Consider the following 26,790-nt stretch of genomic DNA (forward strand, 5'->3'; position numbering starts at 1 on the left):
AGCGTCGTCTGCATGACGAACACCACCCAAGTCCGGCCTCCCGCCGGCACCGCATCCCGCGACCGAGGGGGTGTCCGCGGCCTCATCGCCCGGCACCCGCTCGTGTCCTTCTTCACCATGGCACTCGGCCTGAGCTGGCTCGCGTGGGTGCCGTACATCCTGTCCCCGCACGGCATGGGGGTGTGGGACGTCCACTTCCCCGAGGTCCTGGGCAGCGGTCAGTTCACGGGCGTCCTGCCCGGTGCGCTCCTCGGCCCGTTGGGCAGCGCGTTCATCGTCACGGCGGTCGCCGACGGTCGCGCGGGCCTGCGCCGCTGGGTGGGGCGACTGTTCCGCTGGCGGGTCGCCTGGTACTGGTACGCACTGGCGCTCGTCGTCGTGCCGGCCCTGATCGTCGTGTCCGCGCTGCCGTTCGCCGGCGGTGACGTGCGGGCTCCCTCGGCCCTGGCCTTCGCCATGCTCGTGCCCGGACTGATCATCCAGCTGTTCTCGACCGGTCTGAGCGAAGAGCCCGGCTGGCGCGACTTCGCCCTGCCCCGCCTGCAGCACCGCTTCGGGGGCCTCGGTGCGGCGGCGATCCTCGGTCCGATCTGGGCGCTCTGGCACATGCCGCTGTACCTCAGCGACTGGGGCGGGTGGCCGAACGCGCACTGGAGCGAGCCCGTCGTGTTCGCCCTGTTCACCATCACCTTCAACGTGGTGATGATCCAGGTGTTCAACAAGACCCGCGAGAGCCTGCCCCTGGCCCTGCTGCTGCACGTCGGCGTGAACAACACGATCTCGACCCTGTTCCCTGAGATGTACCCGAGCATGACCGCCGGCACGCTGATGATCGGCCTGACGATCATGTCGACGATCGCCGCCGTGGTGCTGCTCGTCGCGACCCGTGGCCGCCTGGGCTACGACCCCGCCCGACGCGCCCTGCCCCTCGACACACCGGTCCCCACCCGCGCCCGCCTCGTAGGATCCAACGATGGCACCCGCTGAGCACGACGCGCTGCGCGCACCGGATGAGCCGGCCGCGCAGCCGGCCCAGCCGGCCAAGCCCGCGCAGCCAGCCCAGCCAGCCCAGCCGGCCCAGCCCGCGCAGTCAGCGCAGCCCACGCAGTCGCCTCGACCCGCCCAGCTCGCCCGCCGCGTCGACGTCCTCGTCGCCCTCGGCACGGCCGTCGTCGCCCTCGGGCTGCTGCTCGGCCTGCCGCCCCTGGACAGCCTGGAACCGGACGGCCCCGCCCTGGCGCTGGGGGTCCCCGCAGTGTTCTCGGCCGCCTGGACCGTCCTGGCCCTCGGCCTGCTGGCCCAGTCCGCCGCCCTGCTCGCCGCCCGCCGGGCACCCCGCACCGCGCTGATCGTGGTCGCCGCACTCCCGGTGCTCGTCGCCGCGCTCGCCCCGCAGTCGTCCGACCTGTTCGGCCTGACCGCCCTGCCGGTGCTCGTCGGCGTCGTCGTCGCCGCACTCCGCGTGGCGCTGGCCCGCCTCTGGCCGACACTCGTGGTCGCCGCGGCCCTGGTGGCAGCCGGCAACGTGGTGCTCGCGCTCGCCGGTGACGCCACGACCGCCGTGTCCGGTTCGCTCGGGCAGGGCGTGCTGCAGGCGGTCGGCGCGGTCGGCCTGCCCCTGCTGGTCACCCTGCTCGTGCAGTCCCGCCGCGAGGTCCGCGTCGCCCGCACGGCCGAGGCCAGCGCCGTGGACCGTGAGCAGGACGCCCTGGTCGACGCCGCCGTGTCCCGTGAGCGTGCCGCGATGGCCCGCGAACTCCACGACATCGCCGCGCACCACCTGTCCGGGATCGCACTGATGGCAGCGGTCATCGACCGGCAGATCGACGCGGACCCGGAGCGTGCCCACGAGGGTGCCCGCCAGGTGCGGGAGCAGAGCACCGCGGTGCTCGAGGACCTCCGTCGCCTGGTCGGCCTGCTCCGCGACGACGCCCCCGCCGAGCGTGCGGTCGAGACGGTCGCCGGGATCGTCGACCTGGCCGAACGAGCCCGGTTCCGCAGCGACGTCCGGCTCGACGTGCTGCCGGGTGACCGGCCGCTCGCTGACGGCGTCGGCCCGCTCGCGCAGCTCGCCGCCTACCGCACCGTCCAGGAGGCACTGGCCAACGCCGCCCTGCACGCCCCGTCCGCCCCGTGCACCGTCACCATCGACGACCGCGACGCGACCCGGGTGGTGATCCGGGTGGAGAACGCACCGGCCACCGTGCCGGCAGCGGGGACCTCTCCCTCGGGCGGCAACGGCCTGCGGGGGATGCGCGAGCGGGCGGACCTGGTCGGGGCGCGCCTCCAGACCGGCCCGACCGCGACCGGCGGATGGCTGGTGGAGCTGGCGCTCGGCCGGGAGGCACCTGCCGCACCCGCGCAGGCCGCCGACGGCACCGGGGTGGTCGCGTGATCCGCGTGCTGGTCGCGGACGACCAGCCCCTGGTCCGCGCCGGGGTGTCCGCGCTCCTCGGCGCGGAGCCGGACATCGAGGTGGTCGGCGTGGCCGCCGACGGCGGCGAGGCGCTCGCGCTGGCGCGCGAGACGCGACCCGACGTCGCCTGCCTGGACATCCGGATGCCGGTGATGAACGGCATCGAACTCGCGCGGATCTTCTGCGCACCGGACGCCGATCCGGCGATCCCGGCGCTCATGCTGACGACGTTCGACCTGGACGACTACGTGTTCGGGGCGCTCGAGGCCGGCGCCTCGGGGTTCCTGCTCAAGGACGCCGAGCCGGACACGATCGTCGACGCCGTGCGGCAGGTCGCCGCCGGCAACGGCACCCTCGACCAGGCCCTGACCCGGCGGGTGCTGCGGGAGTTCGTGTCACGGCGGAGCCTGCAGCCGGTGTCCGGCGACCGGGCCGACGGCGTGCTGACCGCCCGCGAGCGCGAGGTCCTGCTGCTGCTGGCACAGGGGATGTCGAACGAGGAGATCGCGGTGTCGCTCGTGCTCGAGGTGTCGACCGTCAAGTCGCACTTGGCGCGGATGCTGCCGAAGCTCGGGGTGCGGTCGCGGTTGCAGGCCGTGGTGTGGGCGTACCAGAACCGGATCGTGACGGTGCCGGAGCAGCCGTAGCCGACCCGGTGTCAGCCGGCTGCTGCGTCAGGCTGCAGGATGCGGTGTCAGCCGGCGGGCTGCGGCTCGGCGGCGCCGGGGACGACGAGTCGCCAGACGGCGTCGTCCCCGGCGTCCCCGCCGTCGTCGGCGGGGGAGAGGTACAGGCGGAAGGTGCCCTCGTCGGCGAGGGGGTCGCCCTCGAGGTACTCGACCGGTTCGCCGCTCGTCTCGCACTGGTCCGAGGTGCTGATCACCCGGATCGTGTCGCCCGGCTTCGGACCCGAGGCGTCCTCGTCGCCTTTCGGGACGTCGGTGACCGTCGCCTCGTACACGTCGTAGATCCCCTGGAGCTCGACGGTCCGGTCGGTCTTGGTGACGTCGGCGTCGACGACCAGGTCGGCGGCGTCGCGGCGCTCGGCCGAGGTCTTCAGCGGGACGTAGTCGGCGCAGAACCCGGACTGCAGCGGCCCGGCCTGCGTGCTCGGACCCGTGGGGCCGGCGTCGTCGTCGCCGCTCGTCTCGGTGGCGCAGCCGGCCAGGGTGCCGCCGAGCACCACGACGAGTGCCACGACCGGTGCGATCCGTCCCCACTGCATGGGCCGAGTATGACCCACGCGACCCGTCGAGACCAGGGCGTTCGGCCCCTGTCCGGGGAACGCACGTTCCCGTTCGGGGGACTGGTCGCAGCGGCCACGGGCTGGTGCAGTGTCTGGATGCACATCGAGCCGCCGCCGGTGACCAGCCCCGACGACCCCTCCCTGCGGGGCGAGGCCATCATCGGGATGATCACGGCGCTGCGGTCCCGCCCCCTGCACGAGGTGACCCCCGAGGTCGTCGCAGCGGCAGCCGGGGTGGACCTCGATGTCGTGGCACGCACGTTCCCGAGCTGGGACGGTCTGCTGCTCGCGACGATCGACCGGTGGAACGAGGAGCGCACCGTGCCGCTCATGCCCCTGGCCGAGCAGCACGGCACCGTCCGGTTCCTGCGCGCGATCGTCACCGCCAACGTGGCCGACCCGTCCCTCATGCGGTTCCTGACGGCGACGCTGAACATCGCGGCGTCGCCCGAGCCGGGCACGATGGAGCCGGCTCGCGGCTCGGAGCAGCTGCTCGCGACCTCCGAGGAGCTGCAGTTGCAGTCCATGGTGCGGCCGGAGATGGACCTGCTCGAAGCCTTCGACCGCGCCGTGACGCGCCTGCGCGAGGGCTGGTCCCGCGCGTACGTGCCGCCCGTGTGGGAGCTCGACCTGGTCCACTGAGCCGCCCGGTGGCCCGACGGGTCACCCCACAGACCGAGGACGCTAGGGCGTCCGAGGGCAGACGCACCGTCTGCACGCGTCGCCGCACGATTCGGGTTCGAGCGGCGGCGCGTACCACCCCGTCCCGCGGCCGGCGGCCCGCGGCTCGCCTCCCGCGGCCCCGCCGTCAGTCGGCGTGCAGCGCGAGCGGTCGCGCCGCGTCCACCTGGACCGGCTGCCGACGGATCGCGATCACCGTCACGTCGTCGTCGTGCGGCACCTCGTCGGCGCGGGCCGACAGGGCGAGCACGACCGCGTGCGGGTCACGTCCGGCGCGCGCGATCTCGGCCACCGCCTCGATGGTCTCCTCGAGCCCCTCGTACAGGTCGAGCACGCCGTCGCTGAACGAGACGAGCAGATCGCCCGGCTCCAGGGTGCTCTCAGCCGTCACCCACTCCTCGCGGATGCCGAGCCCGAGCGGCATGTCGCCGGACCGGAGTCGGTCGACGTGCCCGTCGGCCCGCAGCACGAAGCTCAGCCCGTGCCCGGCGTCGGACCACCGGAGGGTGCCGTCGTCGGAGATCCGGGCGTGGAACAGCGTGGTGAAGGCCAGGTCGGGCCCGATGCCCTCGGCGCTCAGGCCGTCGGACGCCCGCTTCAGCGCCTCGGCCGGGTCGTCGACCGTCCGGGCGCTCCGGAGCGTCGACCGGACCGCGGCGGCGATCAGGCCGGCACCGACGCCCTTGCCCATGACGTCGCCGAGACTCACCGCCACGCCGCTGTTGGTCGGGTACCAGTCGAAGAAGTCCCCGCCGACGCTCCGGGCGGGCAGGCAGGCACCGGCGACGACGACGTCCTCGGTGATGCGGCCCGTCGTCGTCGGGAGCAGGGAACGCTGCACCGCGGCTGCCCGGTCGATCTCGGCACGGACCTTGCCCTCGCGTGCTTCGGCGGACCGCAGGCTGCGTCGGGCCCGGCGGGAGAGCTCGTGCACGACGACGGCGACGGTGCCGAACACGACGACGAGGATGCCCAGACGGACGAGTTCACTCGGGCCGGGCGCGTCGGACGGGGTCAGGACGTAGGGCGCGAGGATCACGAGCACGATGCCCGCGATCGCGAAGAGCACGGTGCGACGGCCCTCGAGCGACGCCCACCAGACCACGGGGAGCACCACGATCGCCGTGAACAGCGACGAGCCGGAGCCCGTCCCGGTGCGCAGCAGTGCGATCGTCACGAAGTCGACGGTGAGCAGGACCGGCACCAGCCAGGCGGCGCCGTGCACGAGCGCGGGGACGGCGCTCATCAGGGTCGCGACCACCGTGCACACCAGACTCGCCGCGAACAGGTGGTGGGCCGTGATCGGCAACGACGGCATCACGATGCTGAGCAGCGCAGACAGCGCCAACAGGCCGCTGATCGGAGCCTGACGGACGAGGGGGTTGTCGACGATGCTGGTTGGGCGAGTCATGCTCAGTGCAGGTTAGTGCTCCGCGACGGCCGACGACCGGTGCTGACCCCTTCTGGGGACGCCAGCGTGGCCGATCAGCGCGGCCAGGTCGCGACGACCGCGACCGCGTTGAAGAGCACGTGCGCCAGGATCGCACCGCCGATGCGGCCGGTCATCGCCACGAGCGTGCCGGTGAGGACGCCGAGCAGGAACGTCGTCACGAACACCTGGAACCCGCCGAGCGTCGTGCCGCCGGCTCCGAGCAGCAGGTGGAGCAGCGCGAACAGGAGCGCCGTGACCAGCACCGCGAGGAACCGGGTGCGGGGCGTGAGCTCGGCGGCCAGTCGGCGCTGGAACAGCCCGCGGAACACCACTTCCTCGAGCACCGGGCTGACGACGACGATGCCGATCGCCGACACGAGCAGCAGCCCGACGTCCGGCGTGCCGAGGGTCGGCGCGGGGACCAGGCCGGTCGTCCCCGTGAACGACAGGGACAGGAACACGTCCACCACGCGGCAGATGATCACGATGCCGATCGCGAAGACCACGATCCCCAGGTCGAGCCGCAGCCGTGACAGCATCGCCGGCAACGGGGTCCGACGGAGCACCACGGCGGCGGCGATGACGAGCGGCACCCACACGGCGGCGTCCGCGGCGAGCACCTGCAGGACCGGCGACGGGATGCCCCCAGTCCGGGTGACCTGTCCGACGATCCGGGTCAGGATCACGGCGACACCCAGCGCGACGAGGATGACGATGAGGTCCCGCTGCCGCCGCACGCTCGGCGTGGTCGCGGTCTGGGCCGGCTCGGAACGCATGGGGCCACCGTAGAGGACACCGCGCGCCGGATGGCGACTTCCCCCGGGCAGGACTCGTTCCTGTGGCACTATTTGTATGCCGTGTGCTGGGAGTACCCCGGTGCGCCTGTGTCGGGACCACGGGGACGGCCATGATCGGGGAAGGCAAAGGCGTGGAACTCCGCGACTACATCACGGTGCTCCGCAAGGGATGGGTACTGATCGTCGTACTCGCCCTGGTGGGAGTGGCCGCAGCCGCAGGGTTCTCCCTGCTGAAGAAGCCGGTCTACTCGGCATCGGCGCAGGTCTTCGTCTCCACCGAGACGTCGGGCAGCGCCAGTGACCTGGCGCAGGGCAACACGTTCACCCAGCAGCGGGTGCTGACGTACTCCAACCTGGTGTCGACGCCGATCGTGCTGCTGCCGGTGATCTCGTCGCTCAAGCTCGACATGAACGCCGACCAGCTCGCGACGATGGTGTCGGCGACGGCGCCGACGAGCACGACCCTCATCGCCATCTCGGTCGAGGGCACCGACCCGGTGCAGGCCGCGAACATCGCGAACGCGACCTCGCAGAGCCTGACCAACGTCGTGCAGGACATCGAGGCCACCGACGCGAGCGGCAAGAGCACCGTCAAGCTCACCCGCGTCAAGCAGGCCGACGTGCCGAGCACGCCGGTCAGCCCGAACGTGCCCGTCAACGTCGCGCTCGGGTTGCTCGTCGGGCTCGCACTGGGCATCGGCATCTCCGTCCTGCGCGAGACCCTGGACAACCGGATCCGCACCGAACTCGACGTCGAGAAGATCAGCGACAAGCCGGTCGTCGGCGGGATCGCCTTCGACGCCAAGGCGGCCGAACGCCCGCTCATCGTGCAGGTCGATCCGCGCAGCCCCCGCGCCGAGTCGTTCCGCACGCTCCGCACGAACCTGCAGTTCCTGGACATCGGCACCGGTGCCCGCACCTTCGTCATGACGTCGTCGATGCAGTCCGAGGGCAAGAGCACCACCGTCGCGAACCTGGCGATCGCCCTGGACAGCGCCGGGTTCCGCGTCATCCTGATCGACGCCGACCTGCGCCGCCCCCGCGTCGCCGAGTACATGGACGTCGAGAGCAACGCCGGGCTGACCGACGTGCTGATCGGTCGCGCCGACCTGGAGGACGTCGCCCACCCCTGGGGCCGCGGCAAGCTCGTCGTCCTGCCCGCGGGCCAGATCCCGCCGAACCCGTCCGAGCTGCTCGGCTCGCGGGCGATGCAGGACCTGATCGACCTGCTCGAGCAGCAGTTCGACTACGTCCTGTTCGACGCCCCGCCGCTGCTGCCGGTCACCGACGCCGCGATCCTGGCCAAGAAGGCGTCCGGTGCGATCATCGCCGTCGCCTCCGGACAGACCCTGAAGGGCCAGCTCGCCGCTGCCGTCGCTTCGCTCGCGAACGTCGGCGCACCGATCTCCGGGTTCGTCCTGACGAAGATGCCGCTGAAGGGCCCGGGCGCCTACGGCCACGGCCGGTACGGCTACGGGTACAGCTACGGCCACGACGAGGACGACAACACCGTGACCACGTCGACGCACCCGCCGAAGCGTGCCAGCAAGAAGCTCGGCGTGCTCCGCCGCGCCGGACGCTGAGCGGAGCGGCGGACGATGAAGAATCGCCGGGGGACCCGGGGCCTCGGTCGTGCGCTGCCGAAGACCACCCTGATCGTGGTGGCCGTCGTGGTGGTGGCGCTGATCATCATCGACGTCGTGCTCGTCTCGCTCGCCCTGGGCCGCACCGCGCCCGAACAGAACGGACCCGCCGGTCCGATCCCGACCTTCACACGGATGCCGCACGCGAGCGAGTCCCCGCGGGCCAGCGCGACCGCTGACGCGGACGCCGCAGGGACCAAGCAACAGGGCCGGCGCCTGTTGGCAGCCGTCGACGGCCAGGAGGCATGGCGCGCGTCCGGCGGATCGTGCGGCGGCCCGCGGCCGGTGCTGGAACACTCCGTGGACGGCGGGGCGACGTGGGTCAAGGTGGGACTCGGGACGGATGTCGGATCGCTCATGGCGATCCGGGCCTCCAGTGCGGAGCTCTCGATCCTGGCGGGCGTCGGCGACGACTGCACCGCGACCGCGCGGACCAGCACCGACGCCGGTGTGACGTGGGCAGCCGGTGCGCCCGGCGCCGCCGGCGCCGGCATCAGCACCGACGGCGTCGTGCTCGCGAGCGGGACCGTCCAGGCGCCCTGCGCAGACCCCATCGACGCGTTCCAGGGCGACAAGACCTCGGTCGTCATCTGCGACGGCCAGCTCGAGTGGCGGACCGGCGAGGCAGCGTGGGTCGACGTGCCGCTGGGCGGCGTGCGCTCGGTCGGCGTCGACGGCGGGGAGTACACGCTCGCCCGTGTCGGCGCAGCGTCGTGCGACGGCGTGCAGATCGAGACCATGTCCGCTTCCGACGTGACGCCCTCGTCGTCCACCACGCCGATCGGCTGCGCCGACGGAGCCGACACCGACAACACCGTCACCATCGACCGCGCCGGGCAGGACGTGTGGCTGTGGGACGGCACGACCGTCCGGGTCTCGTCGGACGGTGGCGCGACGTGGTGACCGGACGGCGACCGTGACAGCGGACGCACTGCGCGCACCGCGACCGATCGGCGCGACGGACGAGTGGAGCCGGAGCTACTCACGCCGTGTGCTCTTCACCGACCTGCTGGCCCTGATCTGGGTCGTGTTCGGTGTGCAGATCGCCTGGCTCGGGCTGAAGTCGAACCTGGCGACGAACACCGCCGACCTGCGGCTGAGCTACTTCTCGATCTCCATCGTCGTGATCGTCGTGTGGATGAGCGCGCTCGCCCTGTACGACACCCGCGGCGCACGCGTCATCGGCGTGGGGAGCACCGAGTACCGGCTCGTCGCGGACTCCAGCGTCCGGGTGTTCGGCCTGCTCGCGATCGCAGCGTTCCTGCTGCACGTCGACCTGGCTCGCGGGTACGTGCTCATCGCGTTCCCCATCGGAATCCTCGTCCTGCTGCTCTCCCGGTGGATCTGGCGGCAGTGGTTGGTCGCCCAGCGCCAACACGGTGCCTACTCGGCGACGGTGCTGCTCGTCGGCTCCCCTGCCAGCGTGCTGCACATCGGCCGCGAGCTCGCGCGTTCCCCCGAAGCCGGCTACCGCGTGGTCGGCGCCGTCGTGTCGACGAACCACCGCGGCCTGCTGGCGGGTTCGAGCATCCAGAGCCACGGCGGCTTCGACGACGTCGGCTCCGCGCTGCGTGAGACCGGCGCCGACACCGTCGTGATCACGAGCTCCGACGACCTGCCGCCGGAGCGCGTCCGCGAGCTCAGCTGGTCGCTCGAGCCGGGGCGGCAGCACCTGGTCGTCGCGCCGAGCCTGACCGACATCGGTGGCCCGCGCATCCACACCCGACCGGTGCAGGGGCTGCCGCTCATCCACGTCGAGACGCCGACGTACTCGGGGCGCAAGCTCTACACGAAGCGTGCCTTCGACCTGATCGGCGCAGGCCTGCTCGTCGTCGTCCTGTCGCCGCTGCTGCTCGTGCTCGCCGTGCTGGTGAAGACGACCTCGACCGGTCCGGTCTTCTTCCACCAGGAGCGCGTCGGTCTGAACGGCAGCGCCTTCCGGATGATCAAGTTCCGGTCGATGGTCGTCGACGCCGAGGAACGGCTGCAGGAGCTCAGCGCACTCGACCGGGCCGAGGGGAACGACGTCCTGTTCAAGATGCGGAACGATCCCCGGGTGACCCGTGTCGGCGGGTTCATGCGCCGCTACAGCCTGGACGAGGTGCCGCAGCTGTTCAACGTCCTGGCCGGCAGCATGTCGCTGGTCGGGCCCCGACCGCCGCTGGCGCGCGAGGTCGCTCGCTACGACACACACGTCCACCGTCGATTCCTCGTCAAGCCCGGGATGACCGGCCTGTGGCAGGTGAGCGGCCGGTCCGACCTGTCGTGGGAGGATTCGGTGCGGCTCGATCTGTACTACGTGGAGAACTGGTCGATCGTGGCAGACCTCCTCATCCTCTGGAAGACCTTTAAGGCAATCGCCAACAGCCGGGGTGCGTACTAGATGGTTGATCACAGCGACGCCCAGTCCGACGGTGAGAACAAGGCCAACCCCCGCGACAACCTGCTGGCCCTTCCCACGGTGCTCGTCGCGGGCGTGCCACTGGTCGCGGTGCTCGGATCGACGATCGTCGACGAACTGAGGCTCATCGCCGACCACCTGGACGACGTGGGGGTGCCGGTGCACTTCGTCAACGCCTACACCGTGTCGTTGACCGCTGATGAGCGCTACTTGCGTTTGTTCCAGTCGGACGGGCTGAACATCGCCGACGGGACGCCTCTCGCTTGGATCGCCCGTCGCGCGGGTGGCCAGGTGGCCCACCTGCGGGGTCCAGACGCATTCCGCGAGCTGCTCTCGTCGGACCCGTCCCACGGCATCCGTCATTTCCTCCTCGGCGGAAGCAACGCCTCACTTGCCCGTCTCGAACAGGCAATCGCGCGGGACTACCCCGATGCAGTGGTGGCGGGATCATTCAGTCCGCCCTTCACCGACTTCGAACCGAGCGATCGAGAACTGATCGACTCGTTGATTCGGGACTCGGGAGCGAACATGCTGTGGGTGGGTATCGGGACGCCCAAACAGGACTACGAGGTCCAGCGACTCGCTGAGCGGCACCCCGCAGTCGTGTTGGCGGTGGGAGCTGCCTTCAATTTCGTGTCTGGAGACGTGGTCGAAGCCCCGAAACTTTGGCGTCGGACGGGCCTGGAATGGTTGTACCGACTCTCCCGTGAGCCACGACGCCTCTGGCGACGGTACTTGCTCGGCAACGTGAAGTTCCTGCTCCTCGCGCTTCGGAGACAACATGGCTGAGGCAGGCGCGGACGTCGTCGTGATCAGCCAGCTTCCCCCGCCGGTGCACGGATCGACGATCATGACGAGGACGTTCCTGGACGCGATTTCTCGTTCCGGGCTGCGGGCGGTCCTCGTGGATCGACGATTCAGCAAGTCGGTCGATGAGATCGGCGGAACCAGCCTCAAGAAGGTCCTCAGCGCTTTCTCGCTCCTGCTCCGACTCGGGAACGCACTCCGACGCAACAGACGCGCGGTGGTGGTCTTCTTCACAACGAACCGGCCGCCGTCGTTCTGGGTCGACGTGATCATGAGCGCAGTACTCCAAGTGCTGCGGCGTCCCTACATCGCCTACGTGCACACATCGGGGTACCGCGAGCTTGCTGATCGAGGCGCAATGCAACGCCGCGGGGTCGCTCTTCTCCTCGGTGGCGCTACCTCCGTGGTCGTTCTCGGAGAGTCGATGGTCGCAGACGTCCGGCGATTCAACGACTCGCTCATCACGATCCCCAACGCTGTGTCGGCAAAGGAGCGGAAGCCCGCATCTGGCTCCGACGCATCGCCGATCGTCTTTTTGTCGAATCTCATCCCCGGCAAGGGTGCTGAGGACTTCATGCGCATCGCGAACCGGTGCCTCGCCAGCACGCCGGGATCGCGCGCCGTCGTGATCGGGCGCGCGTCGTCGGAGGAGTACCTCGATGGTCTCCGCGCGCTCCTTGCCCCGCACGTTCGCGATCGAGTGAACTTCACGGGTGCTCTGTTCGATGAGGAGCGCGACGATGTGCTCTCGACGGCAGCCGTGCTCGTCTTCCCCAGCACCTACCGCTACGAGGCACAACCCTTGACGGTGTTGGAAGCGATGCGGTTGGGCGTCCCTGTCGTGGCTTACGACGTCGGCGGCCTCGGTGACGTCATCGAAGACAACGAGAACGGATTCCTCGTCGCCTCGGGGGACTGGGAGGCAGCGTCCGATCGTTGTCGGGAGATCCTGTCGTCAGAGCGTGATCGCGAACGCCTTGCAGCCGGAGCGCTCGCAACCTCGCGTGAGGGCTTCGGACTCACTCGCTACAGCGCCGCTTGGGCCAAGGTCCTCAAGGCAGGTGTGTGAGGTGACAGGTCGACGGTTCGCAATCGTTCAGGAGTACGTTCCGGCGTACCGCGCGCCACTCTTCGACAAGTTGGCGGAAGCGCTGTCTGCGGAGGGTGATGAGCTCACCGTCTTCGGGGGAGAACCATCGGGCACGCTCGCACAACGACGAGATGCCGTTCGGGACCGCCCGTGGTTGCGCAAGATCCGGCAGCGAGAGGTACGTTTGCTCGGAAAGCGACTGACTTTCCGAGCCTTGCCTCGCGACGTCTGGCGAGCAGACCTCATCGTTGTGGAACAAGCTCGACGGAATCTCGACGTCCCGCTGCTGCTGCTCTGGCCCCGCATGGCGCGGAAGACAGCGCTGTGGGGTCACGGTCCCGACGTCGTGAAGGTACCGTCCCGCCTCGAACGCCTGTACAGCCGCCTGATAACGCGGAAGGCCGCCTGGTTCTTCGCGTACACGCCATCAGGTGCCGAGTGGGCAGCCGGGATCGGTCGAGATCCAAGGCGGACCACGACCCTGTACAACAGCATCGACGTGGGGCAGTTGCAGGAGGACCTCCGATCCGTCATGACGACGACGTCTGAGCACCAGGTGTGCTTCATCGGCGGCCTCGACGTCAGCAAGAAGATAAGCGAGCTGATAGCGATCGGTGAGGCTGCGCACCGTGCGGACCCCGCCTTCCGCCTGGCGGTCGGGGGCGACGGACGGCTTCGAAGTGTGGTCCAGTCCGCCGCTGACCGGCTTCCGTGGCTCGACTACCGCGGCGCTGTTTCCGGGCGGGCGAAAGCGGCCATGCTCCGCGAAAGCGAGTTGCTCCTGCTTCCGGGTCGAGTCGGCTTGGCAGCCATCGACAGCCTCGCAGCAGGCCGACCGATCGTCACACTCGCTTCTTCACTGCACGGACCGGAGTTCGGCTACCTCGAGCCCGGCCGGACCTGCGTCGTGTCTGATGGTATCGAGGCCGCCGCCCGGTCGGTCGTGATGCTCCTTCGCGATCCGCAGACGCTCGCGACGATGCAAGACAGCTGCCGCCGGGCGTCTCAGAACTACTCCATCGAGAACATGGCGCAGTATTTCCACAGCGGTCTTAAGGAAGCGGTCAAGGACGACGATGAGTAAGTTGCACGTGATCGTGGCCAGCCACAACCGCGCTGAGACCACCGGAACCGCGTTGCGTTCGCTCCACGAAGCAGCTTCCGGTGCGGGCATCGAGTACGACGTCACGTTGTTCGACGACGGCTCATCAGATGAAACCATCGCACAGGCCAACGCTGCCGTGGACCTGCTGATGGTGCTGCAAGGTGACGGTTCGGCCTTCTGGGCGTTGTCCATGGCCACTGCTGAGGCAGCGGTGCTGGCACGGAACGACGTCCAGGACGACGACTGGTTGCTGTGGTTCAACGACGATGTCCAGCTCGAGCGCTTCGGGTTCCGTGCCCTTTTCGAAGCGGGATCTCGTCTGCCGGGGGAATCCTGATCGGGAGTACCGTCGACCCAGTTTCGGGCGAGCTGACGTACGGAGGCCTCCGCCGGGCGGGAATCCACCCGCTCTCGTTCGCTCTCGTCGAGCCGCCAGAACGCGTCGAGGAGGCGGTGCGAGTCGACGCGTTCAACGGCAATGTCGTGCTCCTACAGGTCGATGTCGCTCGGGTGGTCGGACCGATCGACGGAGGGTTCAGCCACGCGTACGCGGATGTGGACTACGGGATGCGGGCGACTTCGAGGGGTGTGCCGATCTGGGTGGTCGGGGGGACGGTCGGTTCCTGCAGCCGGAACCCGACCGTCTCGCATCGATCCATCATCACCGCCTGGCGCTCGTTCACCAGTCAGAAAGGCGCGGGCAATCCACGCTCGCTGCGGCGTTACCTTCGCCGGCACGGTGGGCGCTCGTGGTGGTTCTTCTACACAGCGTCCTATGCGCTCTGGTGGCTTCGGACCCTCCGCCGTACGATTCGCGACAAGGGGGCAAGCCGATGACGACCTTGCTCTTCCTCGTGGTGGCGATCATCTTGATGGTCCTCGCGATCGGCCTGGTGCGGATGCAGCCGCGCATCGTCTACTGGGCCGCCTCCCTGTACGCCGTGACGGCCTGGGAGTACCCGAACTTCGGAACGATCGGGACGTTCGGTGGCACGACCATCACCCTCGGCGACGGGCTTGCAGTGAGCCTGATCGTCGCGGGACTCCTGGACGCTCGGGCCGTTGTCCGGCGCTTCCCACCTGTTGCGGTCATCGCCGGTGCGGTGCTCGTCGCACTGCTCGCGATCTCGCTCGTGCACGGGATCGCGACCTTCGGGCTCGGCGTCGCCGTGAACGAAGCACGTGGGTTCTTGTACGTCCTCGGGATATTGTTTTGGGCTGTGACGCGTCCCTGGCCGCAATCCGAGGTCGTCTACGCGGAGAAGTTCTTCGTCATCGTGCAGGGTGTCGGTCTGTGCGTCGTCGGCCTTTACCACGTCGCGCGGTACGGGTTGGGCGGGACCGCGGACTTCGTGCTCGTCAGTGGAGAACTCAGCCAGACTGGCCGGCCTCTGGTCTCGGGCCAAGCCCTGCTCCTCACGCTCTGCGCAGTCCTTGCCCTCCGGCTCTGGCAACGCAATGCTCAGGCACGCTGGTTTTGGTTGTTCGGCTTGTTCATGGTGTTCGTGATAGTCAGCCAGCAGCGGACTGTTTGGGTGACGGCCCTCGCAGTCGCGGTCGTTCTCCTGCTTCGCGGACCTCGCGCGCTTCGCCAGAAGCTCGTGCTGCTCTTCGGGGTGCTCATCGTCGGGGGCGTCCTGGTGTCCGCTGCTCAGTCGTCGTCGAGCAGCATCGCGGCGGAGTTCGCCGGGTCAGCATCGAACACCGGGACGTACTCCGCGCGACTCACGAGCTGGATCGGGCTCATCGTGCAGTCGGTGAGCGAGGGCGCGCTGACTGTCCTGTTCGGAGCACCCTTCGGTCACGGTTTCGGCAGATTCGAGGGCGTTGGTCGATGGGTGGTCTTCGCCCCGCACAATTGGTACGTCACCGTGTACCTGCGGGAGGGGCTGATCGGGCTCGGTGCGATGTTGGTCATCTTCCTGCCTCGGTTCTTCGCAGGGTTCAGGGCCAACCGCGACGTGTTCTTGACAGCTGTGCTCGTGTGCTTCCTCGTCTACGGTTGGACGTACTCATGGCAGTGGTGGACTTGTCTGCCCCTCGCCCTGGCGTTCCTCGACCGTGACTTCCCCGAGGCGATCTCCCCGGAAGTACCCGCGTCCCGCGGCTCGCGGCGGCTTGAGGTGCACGGGTGAAGCCCAGGATTCGGGTCCTGCACGTCCTCGGGGATCTCAAACCGAGTGGCATGGAGCGAATGCTCGTATCCGGAGCACAGGAGTTCGAAACGGCGGGTGTTGACGGTCATGTCCTCGGCGTGGGCCGGCAACACCCGTTCGAAAGCGCGATCCGGGACGCTGGCTACTCGGTGACCACCACCGACCGCGCGTTGCACACCACCGCTGGGCGCGAGGTGCTGCGGCACCTCCTCACTGACATCGAGCCGGATGTCGTGCACATCCACACCGAGGGCCGGTACTTGCAGACAGTTCTCGCCTTCCGGAGGGTGAATCGGAGACTCCCCATCGTGAGGACCATCCACAACGTGTTCGACGCGCGCGGTCGATGGTTTGTGCGTCGTGCCTTGCAGGCGGTCGTCGCTGACCGATTGATCAGTGCTCTGATCGCTCCGAGCCCTGACGTGGCGGGGAATGAGATGCGCTTCGGCCGTCGGCCCCAGGTGATCTTCAACTGGGTGGAGGACAGGTTCTTCGATCTGGCGCGTCAGCGCGCCGAGTCGGCGGTTGCGCCCTCAGCCCCGATCGTCATCGTGGGGAACTGCTCGAGGATCAAGAACCACGAAATCGCACTCGAGGCAGCGCTCCTCGGGAACCTCCGCGTTGCCCACGTCGGTTCCGAAGAAGATGCCGGGCCCGTTGAAGAAGAGCTCCTCGAACGTCTCGAGCGAGCAGGACTCCTCGTCGCTCGCGGGGTAGCTGATCCGGGAGAAGCGCTCGTCGCTGGGCGCGTGTTCGCGATGCCCAGCCGTCACGAGGGCATGCCCGTTGCGCTTGCCGAAGCGTTGGTCGTCGGCCTCCCCGCGATCGTTTCGGACGTTCCGGGGCTCCGGTGGGCCGTGGGGCAGAGTGGTGTCGTCGCACTCGCAGAACGGGAACCGGCGAAGTGGAGCGAACGTCTCCGAGCGGGAGCCGTGGCGAGTAGCGGTCCGACGATCGACTTCCATGCCGCCAGGGGAGTCGCCGAGTACACAGCGGTGTACCGAGCCACCACCACCACCAGCACCACCAGACGACGAAGAAGGGCTGCCCCGTGATCCGAGGAGTGCTGACAGGCATCCGGCGGCGGCGGTGGTTCCGTGCGCTGCCGACGACCGTGTCCTGCGAGCGCGGCCTGCGCTTCGGCGCACGCGTCCGTCTCTGGGCGCCGACGTCGCTGACCATCGGCTCGGATGTCCATCTCGGGTCTGACGTCCGTATCGAAGTCGACGGCAGCATCGGCGACGCGGTCCTCATCGCCAATCGGGCGGCCATCATCGGTCGACGTGATCACGACATGACGGTCGTAGGGGTCCCCATCACAGCGAGTCCTTGGGTTGGTGACACTCCGACCCTCAGCGCCGTCACGACGATCGGAAGTGACGTCTGGATCGGGTTCGGAGCGATCATCTTGTCCGGCGTCACGGTCGGGGACAGCTCCGTCATCGCGGCTGGCTCAGTCGTCACGCAGGACGTCGAGGCGAACACGGTCGTCGCCGGCAACCCGGCAAAGGTCCTCAGGCCTCGATTCCGCGAAGGAGAACTGAGCGCGCACTGGGACGTCTTGCGAAGACAGGGTGTCCGGCTCGCCGTTGACAAGGCGGCAGGTGCACCCGATGCCTGAATCATCGCCACGGATCTTCTACGTGCCGAACGAGTTTGGCGGTTTCCGGCAACTCGGCTTTCGTGATCCGCTGGAAGCGCTGGTCAGGGCTGGTCGCGTCGCTTCACTCGCAACCTTCAGCGTCCTGGACGCGATCCGGAACGGTGGAGACGCCGAGCGTCACCGTGCGGAGCTCGTGCGACGGGTGTCGGATTTCCGCCCGGACATCCTGCTCATGCAACACCTCGGACACACCGGACTGCGTCGGCAGCACTTCGCGGCCCTGCGCGCAGCCTGTCCCGGTGATTTCATCTACCACGAGGCCGACCCTTACTCGAGGTACCTTCATCCGATCCCTCCCGAAGCGAAGGCGGCAGGCAGGGCCGCGGACGTCGTCTTCACGGTGGGGAGCAGCGGGTTCAGCGAGAACTTCCGCAGGGCGGGGAGCGCAGACGTCCGCTGGATCCCTTCGGCCTACGAACCGACGAGGAGCGCCAACTTCGACCGACCGATCCGGAAGGACCGCCCGTACGACGTCGTCATCGTCGCCAACCGGAATCGTCCTCGGCTCCGGGGTCTGCCGGACTGGCGGGAACGCATTCGATTCGTCGAGTTGATGCAGCAGCATTTCGGAGACCGGCTCGCTGTCTTCGGGAGAGGCTGGGACGGAACGACAGCCAAGGGGCCCGTGCCCTTCGAAGCGCAGGACGAGGCCATCACCTCAGGCTGGGTCAGCGCCAACTGGGATCACTTCGCGGGCGAAGCGTCCTACTTCTCGAACAGGCTGCCCATCTCGTTGGCTGCAGGGTCGATCCATGCGACGACCGAACACCCCGGGTACGACGAGATATTCCCCGCGAGCAGCAGCCGATTCCTGTTGCGTGGACGGACGCCGGAGGCCCTCATCGGTTCCATCGAGCAGGTGCTGGCCGAGACGACCACGACCGACCGCCTCGACGCGATCGCCGCAGGCCGTCGCTTCGCTGACGAGTCCTTTCGACAGGACGATCTCATGGTTCAGATGCTGAACTGGCGCACCCGGTGGATTGACCAAGCGGACGCCCACGCGGTTTGGGGCCGGACGAAGGGAGGACGGCCGTGAGGATCGGACCGATCAGTACGCTCCCCCTGCGTGCTTCGCTTCGGATCGAGCGGGGCAGGAACGCCAACGAGCTTCGCAGGAGGAGCGTTGGCCGAACTGCGCCCGGGGACTGGACACCTCCGCGAAACTTGCTGGGACTCCGTGTGCGCATCGATCCGTACCCCGATCTCGGCCATCAGCTGTCGACGTGGATCGCGGGTTACCTCTGGTCCGCCGATCTCGGGGTGCCGTACCTCGGAGGGGAAGTGACGAAGGACACGAAAGGGCTCTTCGACCTGGCGCAGCTGACTGCTGCCGCACCGTCCGAGAACGTGCTCGAGCATCGCCTCGCCGCTACTGGGTTCGAGACCGACGATTGGTCGCTTCACGCTCTCCAAGGATCGACGAGTCGTGCAGCACCTCGTTCGAGCCGTCCGTGGATCGGGCGCCTGGCGTTGGATCAGCGGCGCTGGGACCAAACGCCGGCTGCAGAACCGCTCCGACGCGCAGTCCTCGGGGGTTACCTCGGCGACCATCTCCAGAGCCTCGAGTCGAGTGCGGACTACATCGCTGTCCACGCTCGGCGCGGCGACATCGGCCCTCAGTCACATCCCGACCGCTGGATCGGTCTCGACTACTACGACCGCCTGATCAACGAGATCAGGGGCGTGCCAGCTCTCAGCAGCATGCCGATCAGGCTCTTCACATCGGGCGACGCTGCAGACCTGCGCGACCTGGAGCAAGTCGGAGTGTCGATCAGCGACGGAGGTGAGCGCGATCAGGACTTCATTGAGATTGCGGCAGCTCGGGTGGTCGTAGCGGCACCGAGTTCCTTCGGTTTCCTCGCCGCGCTCGTGTCGCGGGCTCCCGTCATCGCTCGGACCCCCTGGTGGCACCATGTGCCCGACTCCGGCCGCTGGCTTGCCTACCAGGAGGACAAGGGCCTCGATACCGCTCGTCTCGGCCGTCTGGTCGCGGGTGCCTCTTCGTGACGTCGAACGGGCGACGCCTCATGGCGGGGGCATCATGGGTCTACGGGCTGCAACTCCTCACCGTCGTCGTGCAACTCGGCTACGCGGCCCTCACGTCGAGGCTCGCTGCTCCCGGCGTCTTCGGTGCGTACAGCGTTGCGCTTTCCATCGCGGCACTCGTCAACCTCCTGGGTTCCGGTGGACTGTCGCAGACGGCCGCTCGTGCACCTGATGCGGAACGTTCGTCGACACGGCCCCTCGCGACCTACGCGCTGCTCCTCGGAGTGGCGGCGGCACTCTTCACCTTGGTCACAGCCGATCTCTGGAGCGCATTCTGGGGCGCTCCAGAGGCCGCCGGCGCAGTTCGTCTCCTCGCCTTGAGCGCGCTGGTGATGCCGTTCCTCAGCTTGAGCACGGGCCTCCTGCGCCGCCAGGGCGCTTTTCGTGAGATGGCGATCGCCACCTTCTGTTCCAACGTCGTCGGAATGGCCGCGGGTGCCGGAGCGGTGCTCCTCTTCCGAAGCCCGGAATCACTCGCCGTGTCGGCAATCATCGGACAGTGGGGGACCTTGCTCTGGGCGGGCACCCGGCTCCGCGGTGATCTCGTACCAGGCCGACTCGCCCTCCGGTCCGACAACGTCAGCTTCAGCACCAAGCTGGTCGCGGTCTCGGTCTTCCAGTACATCTCCGGCAACGCCCCTCGGTGGAGTGTCAGTCAGTTCGTCGGAGCCAGTGTGCTCGGGGCGTGGAACCGCGCTGATGTCCTCTCGACGATCCCGTTCTCGCAACTCCAGAACGCGTTGATGCAGGTGATCTACCCGGAATTCCGTCGTTACCAAATCGGCTCGTCGGCCGCGAGAGCCGCATGGCTCGACATGCTGAGCCTCGTTGCCTGGTTCACGTTGCCGTTGGGTGCAGTCATCGCTGGAGTGGGACCAGAACTCGTTCACGTGGCGTTGGGGCCGGGGTGGGGACTCGCAGCTCAGATCCTTCCTCTGCTCGCCGTTCTCGGAGCTGTCCAGCCCTTGATGGTGCTCCTGGCCGGTGCGCTCGAATCAGCGGCGCTGTTCCGGGCCATCTGGATGTCCGAGGCCATCGCATTCGTTCTCAGTGCCGTCGGGGTGGCGATGGTCGCAGTCCACCAGCAGTACGTCTTCGCCCTTGTGGCGCTCATCGCAGCGACGGTCGGGAGGCACGTGGTCCACATCTTCGCGGCCCGTCGAGTCCGAGCGATCCGTCTCCGGCGACTCGTGCTCGGATATGCCCAGCCCGCCGCATTCGCGCTCGTGCTCTACTTCGCGCTCCTCGCGCTCTTCCGCGACTCATCAGTCTCACTCGCAAACGTCGCCGGTGGGAGTGTCGGGCTCGTCCTCCTTGCAGGGTGGGTCCTCGTTGCGCGTCGAGCTTTCCCACCACTTGAGATCCTTCGGCGCCGGGGGATCTTGGGGCGTCGCGGCAAGGCCGCCTAGTGGGCCACCGAAGCCCGGTTCGACGGGTGACCGAGCCTTACCCTCGTACGGTAGATTCGGCCACTCAGGAGACGGGTCGCGCCGCGGCGTGGACCGGGTTTCCCTCCACCATGAAGGGTCGACAGTGAAGCCCATATTCCTCGTCTACACCTTCCAAGACGCGGAACACCTCCGGGAGCTCGTCGACGCCTTGTCACCGCACGAAGTGATCGTGCATGTCGATGCAAAGGTCGAACTGTCGGCGTTCAGGCGAGCTGTTGCGGGCAGGTCCAACGTCCGGATGATCGAGGACAGGGTCCAGGTCAACTGGGGCGGCTACTCGCAAGTGCGGGCCATCCGGAAACTCGTGGAGCGAGGTCTCGAATTCGCAGACGACGATGACTACCTGATCCTGCTCTCCGGGTCCGACTATCCCCTTCGCGCAATGGGCGAGCTGATCGCGCAGCTAGTGGACCACCCGGGGCGGCAGTACCTCCGTGCTTTCGAGATATCGAAGAGCGAGCAGAAGTACCGTAGCCAGATCGACCGCCGTCATCACCGCGACCTACGTCTTCTGTCGACGCGGACGAACAACAGGGTCCTCCGGAAGATCCGGAACGGACTCATACGGATCATCGACGGCCCCTTGAGCATGCGGCGGGCTCCGCGCGTGCCTGACGGACTTCGAGTGGGCCACGGTGGGACACACTTCGCGTTGACCGCCACCTGCCTTCGCGAGATGGAGGCGCTGGTGACGCCGGAGGTCGAGCGTTACTTCGCGTCGATCTTCTGTCCGGAGGAGAAGTTCTACCAATCGTTGATCATGCAAACGCGGTTCGCGTCGTCGACCCCAGCGGGTGGCTTCGAGGACTACGTCGGGCCAGGGAACTGGCGGTACGCCAACCTGCATCTGATTGATCCGACTCTCATCCGGGTGTTCACTGCGGAGGATTGGCCACTGGTGGCCTCCAACGACGCGTTCTTCATCCGCAAGATCGTGTCGGGCCCCAGTACGGCTTTGCGAGACAAAATCAAGGCGGAGCGGCTCTGAGCCGCACGTTCGAATCAACGACGTGAAGTAGAGGACCAAGTTGCGTAAGAAGGCCTTGATCACAGGCATCACCGGACAGGACGGCTCCTACCTGGCCGAGCTGCTGCTCCGCAAGGGGTACGAGGTGCACGGACTCATCCGTCGTGCGTCCACGTTCAACACATCGCGGATCGACCACCTGTACGTGGACCCGCACAACCCCGATGCCAAGTTGTTCCTGCACTACGGGGACCTCGGTGACGGTGCGCGGCTCGTCAGCCTGCTCAGCGAACTGAAGCCCGACGAGGTCTACAACCTCGCCGCGCAGTCGCACGTGCGGGTGTCGTTCGACGAGCCGGAGCACACCGGCGACGTCACCGGTGTCGGCACGATGCGCATGCTCGAGGCGGTCCGCGTCTCCGGCATCCACACGCGCTTCTACCAGGCGTCCTCGTCCGAGATGTTCGGTGCCACCCCGCCGCCGCAGAACGAGGAGACGCCGTTCTGGCCGCGATCCCCGTACGGCGCAGCGAAGGTCTACAGCTACTGGGTGACCCGGAACTACCGCGAGGCCTACGGCATGTTCGCGGTGAACGGCATCCTGTTCAACCACGAGTCGCCGCGTCGCGGTGAGACGTTCGTCACCCGCAAGATCACCCGCGCCGTCGCTCGGATCAAGGCCGGCCTCGAGGACCACGTGTACCTCGGCAACCTCGACTCCGTCCGCGACTGGGGGTACGCCGCCGAGTACGTCGAGGGCATGTGGCGGATGCTGCAGGTCGACGAGCCGGACGACTTCGTCCTGGCGACCGGCGGTGACTTCACCGTCAAGGACTTCCTGACGACGGCGTTCTCCCACGCCGGGCTCAACTGGGAAGACCACGTCCGGTTCGACGAGCGCTACCTGCGGCCGAGCGAGGTGGACGCCCTCGTCGGTGACGCCTCGAAGGCCAAGGAGAAGCTCGGCTGGGAGGCCACGGTCGACACCGCCGAACTCGCACGGATCATGGTCGACGCCGACATCTCGGCGCTCGAGCACGAAGGCCGTCCGTGGATCGACAAAGTCCGACTCGAGAGCTGGGGTTCCTGATGTCCACGACCGACTTCACCCCCGGTCCAATCGACCGGTCCGATCGCGTGTACGTCGCCGGGCACCGCGGCCTGGTCGGCTCGGCGGTCCTCCGCAAGCTCGAGTCGGAGGGATTCACCGACCTGGTCGGGCGGACCTCGTCCGAGCTCGACCTGAAGGACCGCAGCGCCGTCTTCGCGTTCTTCGCGGAGCAGCAGCCGAAGCACGTCGTGCTCGCCGCCGCGAAGGTCGGCGGGATCATGGCGAACAACACCTACCCGCACGACTTCCTGAGCGAGAACCTGCAGATCCAGGTCAACGTGATGGACGCCGCGGTGGAGCACGGTGTCGAGCGCCTCGTGTTCCTCGGCTCCTCCTGCATCTACCCGAAGATGGCCGAGCAGCCGATCCACGAGGACGCGCTGCTCACCGGCCACCTGGAGCCCACCAACGACGCGTACGCCATCGCCAAGATCGCCGGCATCCTGCAGGTTCAGGCCGTCCGCCGACAGTTCGGTCGTCGGTGGATCTCGGCGATGCCGACCAACCTCTACGGCCCGGGCGACAACTTCTCGCCGACCGGCTCCCACGTGCTGCCGGCGCTCATCCGCCGGTACGACGAGGCAGCCCGCAGCGGTGCGTCGACGGTGGAGAACTGGGGGACCGGGTCGCCCCGCCGCGAGTTCCTGCACGTCGACGACATGGCGGCTGCCGTGTTCCACCTGATGGAGCACTACGACGGTCCTGACCAGGTCAACGTCGGGACCGGTTCGGACGTCACCATCAAGGAGATCGCCGAGACGATCGGCAAGATCGTCGGTTTCGAGGGTGAGACGGTCTGGGACACCAGCAAGCCGGACGGGACGCCGCAGAAGCTGCTCGACGTGTCGAAGCTGGCGGAAGCCGGGTGGACGGCGCAGATCGGGCTCGAAGACGGGCTCCGCAGCACCATCGACTGGTACCGCGAACACGCGGATTCCGTCCGTAAGTGATGGGTGCTGGACCCACGGAACCGTAGGATCGCTTCATGTCCGACCAGCCCGAGTCGCGACGCACTGCAGCACGCCGGGGGTCCAGGGCCCGGATCGTCCTGTGGGTCGTCCTCGCCCTTGTCCTGCTGCTGATCCTCGCCGTCGCGTGGGTCGGTGTGCGTGGCCTGCTCGCGAAGGGGCACCTGGAGCGTGCCGTCGGGGACGTCGACACGCTGCGGACCCAGCTGACGAGCGGCGACACCGGCGCTGCCCAGAAGACCGCACGCCACCTGGAGGACGAAGCCGCGTCGGCTCGGTCGCTGACCGGTGACCCGGTCTGGGGTGCGGCGCAGGCTGTGCCGTTCTTCGGAACCAACCTGCGGGCCGTGCGGGACGTGTCGGTCGTCGTCGATGATGTGGCCCGCGATGCTGTCAGCCCGGTGGCCGGAGTCGTCGGGAAGCTCGGGTCGGACTCGTTCGCGCCGAAGAACGGCCGGATCGACCTGCAGCCGATCGAGGATGCGCAGCCGGCGGTCGCGAAGGCCACCAAGACGCTCGAGCAGGCGCGCACCGACGCGGCACGGATCGACACCAGCGGAACCCTGTCGCCGGTCACCACCGCCGTGGGACAGCTCCGGAACGCGCTGTCGACTGCCTCCGAGCAGGCGGTCGCAGCGAACCGCATCGTGCAGCTCGCGCCAGCCATGCTCGGTCACGACGGGGACCGGAACTACCTGCTGCTGTTCCAGAACAACGCCGAACTCCGAGCCGGAGGCGGGATCCCCGGCGCAGTGGCGGAACTCGAGGCGAAGGACGGATCACTGCATCTGTCGGCGCAGGCCTCGAGCGGAGACTTCGGGCCGTACGACCAGCCAGTCCTGCCCTTGACCGCCGACACGCGTGGGCTCTACGGCAACATCACCGGCGAGTACATGCAGGACGTCACCCTCACGCCGCGGTTCGACGTCTCGGCGAAGCTCGCGCGGGAGATGTGGAAGCAGAAGTTCGGGCAGCAGGTCGACGGGGTCATCGCCATGGACCCGGTGACGCTGAGCTACATCCTCAAGGCGACCGGTCCGGTGCAGCTGCCGACCGGTGACACCCTGACGTCCGACAACGCGGTGAAGCTCCTGCTGAGCGACGTCTACGCGAAGTACCCCGATCCGGTGGTGCAGGACGCGTTCTTCGCGTCGGCCGCCGGCGCGGTGTTCGAGAAGATCTCGTCGGGCGGGTTCGACACGAAGGCGTTCGTGTCTGCGCTGACCCAGAGCTCGGACGAGGGCCGTCTGCGGCTCTGGAGCGCCGACAACGCCGAGCAGCGCAGGATCAGTGGGACCCCGGTCGCCGGTGAGCTCCCGACGGCGACCGCCGACTCGAGCCAGTTCGCCGTCTACCTGAACGACGGCACCGGCGCGAAGATGGACTACTACCTCGACAAGAGCGTCTCCGTCGGCAGCTCGGTGTGCCGCAAGGACGGTCGCCCCACGTCCGTCGTGCAGATCACGATCAAGAACACCGCGCCGGCCGATGCCGCGACGAGCCTGCCGCGGTACGTCACCGGTGGCGGCGACTTCGGCGTGGACCCCGGCAAGATCAAGACCCTGCTCGCCGCGTACGCGCCCGAGGACGCGATCTTCCTGGGCGCGACGAAGGACGGCAAGACGACCGCGGTGCAGACGGCCACCGACGGTGGGCACCCGGTCGCGCAACTGCAGACACTGCTCGCCCCCGGCGAGAGCCTGACCTTCCGGGTGGCCTTCCTCGGCGAGGCGAAGTACGCGAAGGCAGCCGTGCAGGCGAGTTCCACTCCAGGCGTCCAGCAGACGAAAACGAAGCCCCTGACGTTCGACTGTCAGCAGCCACTCGCCACTCGGTGACGGCAGAACCTCCGCAAAACGAACCGGCACGTTGCCCCCACTCCGAGGGGCGCCGGACGATCCTGTTCGAGCGCAAAGACTCTTGATCTCACGCACAGCGCACGTGTGTGGCGTCGCTCAGGCCGTCTCATCAGGGCTTTCGGCCGGTTGATGCCGGAATCGAGCGACCGCGCCGCTGCTCGTCCCGCCGATGTCGAGGGTGAACACACGTCGACCAATGACCAAAATCCACGTGATCTGGCACCAAGCTGGGAAACTCCGCTAGATTGAGTCAACATCGCCATCACAACCGCCATTTCTTTGGCTGGGGTCAACCACCGGCGAACAGCGGGCTCTGGGTGTCAGGGTCTGGATATTCAGATCTTTAGGGGAACCATTCATGAAGAAGCTCATCGCAGCGGTGGTGCTGGCTGGCGCCGCACTGCTCGCCACTCCGGCCGTCGCCAACGCCGCCGGGTACACGCCTGACTCCGACGTCTCCGTCTCCGGCAGCGCCGTCGCCGGTGGCACCGCGGCCGTGAACTTCACGCCGGGTGCCTTCCAGGACAACGAGACCGTCAACGTCCAGGTCACCGGTGCCGGTGCGGTCACGCTCGGCGCGCTGCCGACCACGACCGTCTCGAAGACCTACACGGCGGCCTCGGACGGTTCGCTCGACGTCAAGGTCACGTTCCCCCAGGGCGCCTCGGGCACCTACAACCTGACCGCCACCGGCGCCACCTCGGGCGTCGTCGGCTTCGCGGCCTTCACCGTCGCCCCGGCTGACGCTGCTGCGGTTCCCGCAGCCGGCGCCGGCGCTGGCAACGGCACCGACGGCACGCTGGCCTTCACGGGTTCGACCGTCTCCGCCCTGGCCCTCTGGGTCGCCGGCGGCGCAGTCGTCCTCGGTGGTGGCCTCCTGCTGGTCCGCGGCTCGGTCCGCCGCCAGCGCGAGTCCGTCTGAGTCTCGACACACTGAACGAAGCCCCC

The 26,790-nt window shown here is 68.2% G+C and carries 25 protein-coding genes; 22 read left to right on the forward strand and 3 right to left on the reverse strand.

Features of this window, described 5'->3' with window-relative positions:
* Positions 1 to 12: 12 nt before the first annotated feature.
* Genes MXD64_RS02845 through MXD64_RS02855 form a run of 3 tightly spaced genes read left to right on the forward strand, consistent with a single transcriptional unit; the run spans position 13 to position 3,063 of the window.
* Positions 13 to 987, forward strand: a complete 975-nt coding sequence (locus MXD64_RS02845) for a CPBP family intramembrane glutamic endopeptidase (RefSeq protein ID WP_263137111.1) — start codon at positions 13 to 15, stop codon at positions 985 to 987.
* The gene (locus tag MXD64_RS02850; protein ID WP_263137112.1) at positions 974 to 2,395 is read left to right on the forward strand and encodes a sensor histidine kinase; all 1,422 of its coding nucleotides are present in this window, start codon (positions 974 to 976) and stop codon (positions 2,393 to 2,395) included. Before MXD64_RS02845 ends, MXD64_RS02850 begins: the two co-directional genes overlap by 14 nt.
* Positions 2,392 to 3,063 carry a response regulator gene (locus MXD64_RS02855; RefSeq protein WP_042539128.1) on the forward strand — a complete coding sequence of 224 codons (672 nt, stop codon included), beginning with the start codon at positions 2,392 to 2,394 and terminating at the stop codon, positions 3,061 to 3,063. The genes MXD64_RS02850 and MXD64_RS02855 overlap by 4 nt, the downstream gene beginning before the upstream one ends.
* Positions 3,064 to 3,110: 47 nt before the next feature.
* Here MXD64_RS02855 and MXD64_RS02860 read toward each other — a convergent pair whose 3' ends face one another.
* The gene (locus tag MXD64_RS02860; protein ID WP_042539126.1) at positions 3,111 to 3,641 is read right to left on the reverse strand and encodes a hypothetical protein; all 531 of its coding nucleotides are present in this window, start codon (positions 3,639 to 3,641) and stop codon (positions 3,111 to 3,113) included.
* Between the two features lie 117 nt (positions 3,642 to 3,758).
* Between MXD64_RS02860 and MXD64_RS02865 the strand changes: the two genes are divergently transcribed.
* Positions 3,759 to 4,304 carry a hypothetical protein gene (locus MXD64_RS02865; protein WP_156155335.1) on the forward strand — a complete coding sequence of 182 codons (546 nt, stop codon included), beginning with the start codon at positions 3,759 to 3,761 and terminating at the stop codon, positions 4,302 to 4,304.
* A gap of 166 nt (positions 4,305 to 4,470) precedes the next feature.
* Here the strand turns inward: MXD64_RS02865 and MXD64_RS02870 are convergent, their stop codons facing one another.
* On the reverse strand, positions 4,471 to 5,754 hold the full coding sequence (locus MXD64_RS02870) for a PP2C family protein-serine/threonine phosphatase (protein ID WP_017886309.1): 1,284 nt from the start codon (positions 5,752 to 5,754) through the stop codon (positions 4,471 to 4,473).
* Between the two features lie 74 nt (positions 5,755 to 5,828).
* Positions 5,829 to 6,551, reverse strand: coding sequence for a CPBP family intramembrane glutamic endopeptidase (locus tag MXD64_RS02875; RefSeq protein ID WP_263137113.1), 723 nt, complete (start codon positions 6,549 to 6,551; stop codon positions 5,829 to 5,831).
* 152 nt (positions 6,552 to 6,703) lie between these two features.
* On the opposite strand from MXD64_RS02875, the gene MXD64_RS02880 reads away from it, so the two are divergent.
* From MXD64_RS02880 to MXD64_RS02965, 18 genes are all read left to right on the forward strand, one after another.
* A complete protein-coding gene (locus MXD64_RS02880) occupies positions 6,704 to 8,155 on the forward strand; it encodes a polysaccharide biosynthesis tyrosine autokinase (protein WP_056069424.1) in 1,452 nt (483 codons plus the stop codon).
* Positions 8,156 to 8,170: 15 nt separating this feature from the next.
* Positions 8,171 to 9,118 carry a hypothetical protein gene (locus MXD64_RS02885; protein ID WP_017886306.1) on the forward strand — a complete coding sequence of 316 codons (948 nt, stop codon included), beginning with the start codon at positions 8,171 to 8,173 and terminating at the stop codon, positions 9,116 to 9,118.
* Between the two features lie 13 nt (positions 9,119 to 9,131).
* The gene (locus tag MXD64_RS02890) at positions 9,132 to 10,598 is read left to right on the forward strand and encodes a sugar transferase (RefSeq protein ID WP_231564076.1); all 1,467 of its coding nucleotides are present in this window, start codon (positions 9,132 to 9,134) and stop codon (positions 10,596 to 10,598) included.
* Positions 10,599 to 11,405 carry a WecB/TagA/CpsF family glycosyltransferase gene (locus MXD64_RS02895; protein ID WP_017886304.1) on the forward strand — a complete coding sequence of 269 codons (807 nt, stop codon included), beginning with the start codon at positions 10,599 to 10,601 and terminating at the stop codon, positions 11,403 to 11,405.
* Positions 11,398 to 12,492, forward strand: a complete 1,095-nt coding sequence (locus MXD64_RS02900; protein ID WP_017886303.1) for a glycosyltransferase family 4 protein — start codon at positions 11,398 to 11,400, stop codon at positions 12,490 to 12,492. Before MXD64_RS02895 ends, MXD64_RS02900 begins: the two co-directional genes overlap by 8 nt.
* A gap of 70 nt (positions 12,493 to 12,562) precedes the next feature.
* The gene (locus MXD64_RS02905) at positions 12,563 to 13,597 is read left to right on the forward strand and encodes a glycosyltransferase family 4 protein (RefSeq protein WP_263137114.1); all 1,035 of its coding nucleotides are present in this window, start codon (positions 12,563 to 12,565) and stop codon (positions 13,595 to 13,597) included.
* Positions 13,590 to 13,955, forward strand: coding sequence for a glycosyltransferase family 2 protein (locus tag MXD64_RS02910; RefSeq protein ID WP_263137115.1), 366 nt, complete (start codon positions 13,590 to 13,592; stop codon positions 13,953 to 13,955). Before MXD64_RS02905 ends, MXD64_RS02910 begins: the two co-directional genes overlap by 8 nt.
* A 496-nt stretch (positions 13,956 to 14,451) precedes the next feature.
* On the forward strand, positions 14,452 to 15,753 hold the full coding sequence (locus tag MXD64_RS02915; RefSeq protein WP_042539119.1) for a hypothetical protein: 1,302 nt from the start codon (positions 14,452 to 14,454) through the stop codon (positions 15,751 to 15,753).
* The gene (locus MXD64_RS02920) at positions 15,750 to 16,829 is read left to right on the forward strand and encodes a glycosyltransferase (RefSeq protein WP_017886299.1); all 1,080 of its coding nucleotides are present in this window, start codon (positions 15,750 to 15,752) and stop codon (positions 16,827 to 16,829) included. The genes MXD64_RS02915 and MXD64_RS02920 overlap by 4 nt, the downstream gene beginning before the upstream one ends.
* Complete coding sequence (locus MXD64_RS17745; protein ID WP_269429903.1) at positions 16,826 to 17,395, forward strand: acyltransferase; 570 nt, start codon at positions 16,826 to 16,828, stop codon at positions 17,393 to 17,395. Before MXD64_RS02920 ends, MXD64_RS17745 begins: the two co-directional genes overlap by 4 nt.
* On the forward strand, positions 17,388 to 18,476 hold the full coding sequence (locus MXD64_RS02930; protein ID WP_152427178.1) for a hypothetical protein: 1,089 nt from the start codon (positions 17,388 to 17,390) through the stop codon (positions 18,474 to 18,476). The genes MXD64_RS17745 and MXD64_RS02930 overlap by 8 nt, the downstream gene beginning before the upstream one ends.
* A 143-nt stretch (positions 18,477 to 18,619) precedes the next feature.
* Positions 18,620 to 19,447 carry a hypothetical protein gene (locus MXD64_RS02935; RefSeq protein ID WP_017886296.1) on the forward strand — a complete coding sequence of 276 codons (828 nt, stop codon included), beginning with the start codon at positions 18,620 to 18,622 and terminating at the stop codon, positions 19,445 to 19,447.
* Positions 19,448 to 19,467: 20 nt separating this feature from the next.
* Positions 19,468 to 20,895, forward strand: coding sequence for an oligosaccharide flippase family protein (locus tag MXD64_RS02940; RefSeq protein ID WP_017886295.1), 1,428 nt, complete (start codon positions 19,468 to 19,470; stop codon positions 20,893 to 20,895).
* A 124-nt stretch (positions 20,896 to 21,019) separates the two neighbouring features.
* Positions 21,020 to 21,925, forward strand: coding sequence for a beta-1,6-N-acetylglucosaminyltransferase (locus tag MXD64_RS02945; RefSeq protein WP_017886294.1), 906 nt, complete (start codon positions 21,020 to 21,022; stop codon positions 21,923 to 21,925).
* A 40-nt stretch (positions 21,926 to 21,965) separates the two neighbouring features.
* Positions 21,966 to 22,994 carry a GDP-mannose 4,6-dehydratase gene (gmd, locus tag MXD64_RS02950; protein ID WP_017886293.1) on the forward strand — a complete coding sequence of 343 codons (1,029 nt, stop codon included), beginning with the start codon at positions 21,966 to 21,968 and terminating at the stop codon, positions 22,992 to 22,994.
* On the forward strand, positions 22,994 to 23,965 hold the full coding sequence (locus MXD64_RS02955; RefSeq protein WP_017886292.1) for a GDP-L-fucose synthase family protein: 972 nt from the start codon (positions 22,994 to 22,996) through the stop codon (positions 23,963 to 23,965). Before gmd ends, MXD64_RS02955 begins: the two co-directional genes overlap by 1 nt.
* A gap of 35 nt (positions 23,966 to 24,000) precedes the next feature.
* A complete protein-coding gene (locus tag MXD64_RS02960; protein ID WP_017886291.1) occupies positions 24,001 to 25,821 on the forward strand; it encodes a DUF4012 domain-containing protein in 1,821 nt (606 codons plus the stop codon).
* Positions 25,822 to 26,200: 379 nt separating this feature from the next.
* Positions 26,201 to 26,764 carry a hypothetical protein gene (locus MXD64_RS02965; RefSeq protein ID WP_017886290.1) on the forward strand — a complete coding sequence of 188 codons (564 nt, stop codon included), beginning with the start codon at positions 26,201 to 26,203 and terminating at the stop codon, positions 26,762 to 26,764.
* Positions 26,765 to 26,790: the final 26 nt, after the last annotated feature.

Source organism: Curtobacterium sp. Arg-1, from assembly GCF_025643395.1.
Lineage (GTDB): Bacteria > Actinomycetota > Actinomycetes > Actinomycetales > Microbacteriaceae > Curtobacterium > Curtobacterium poinsettiae.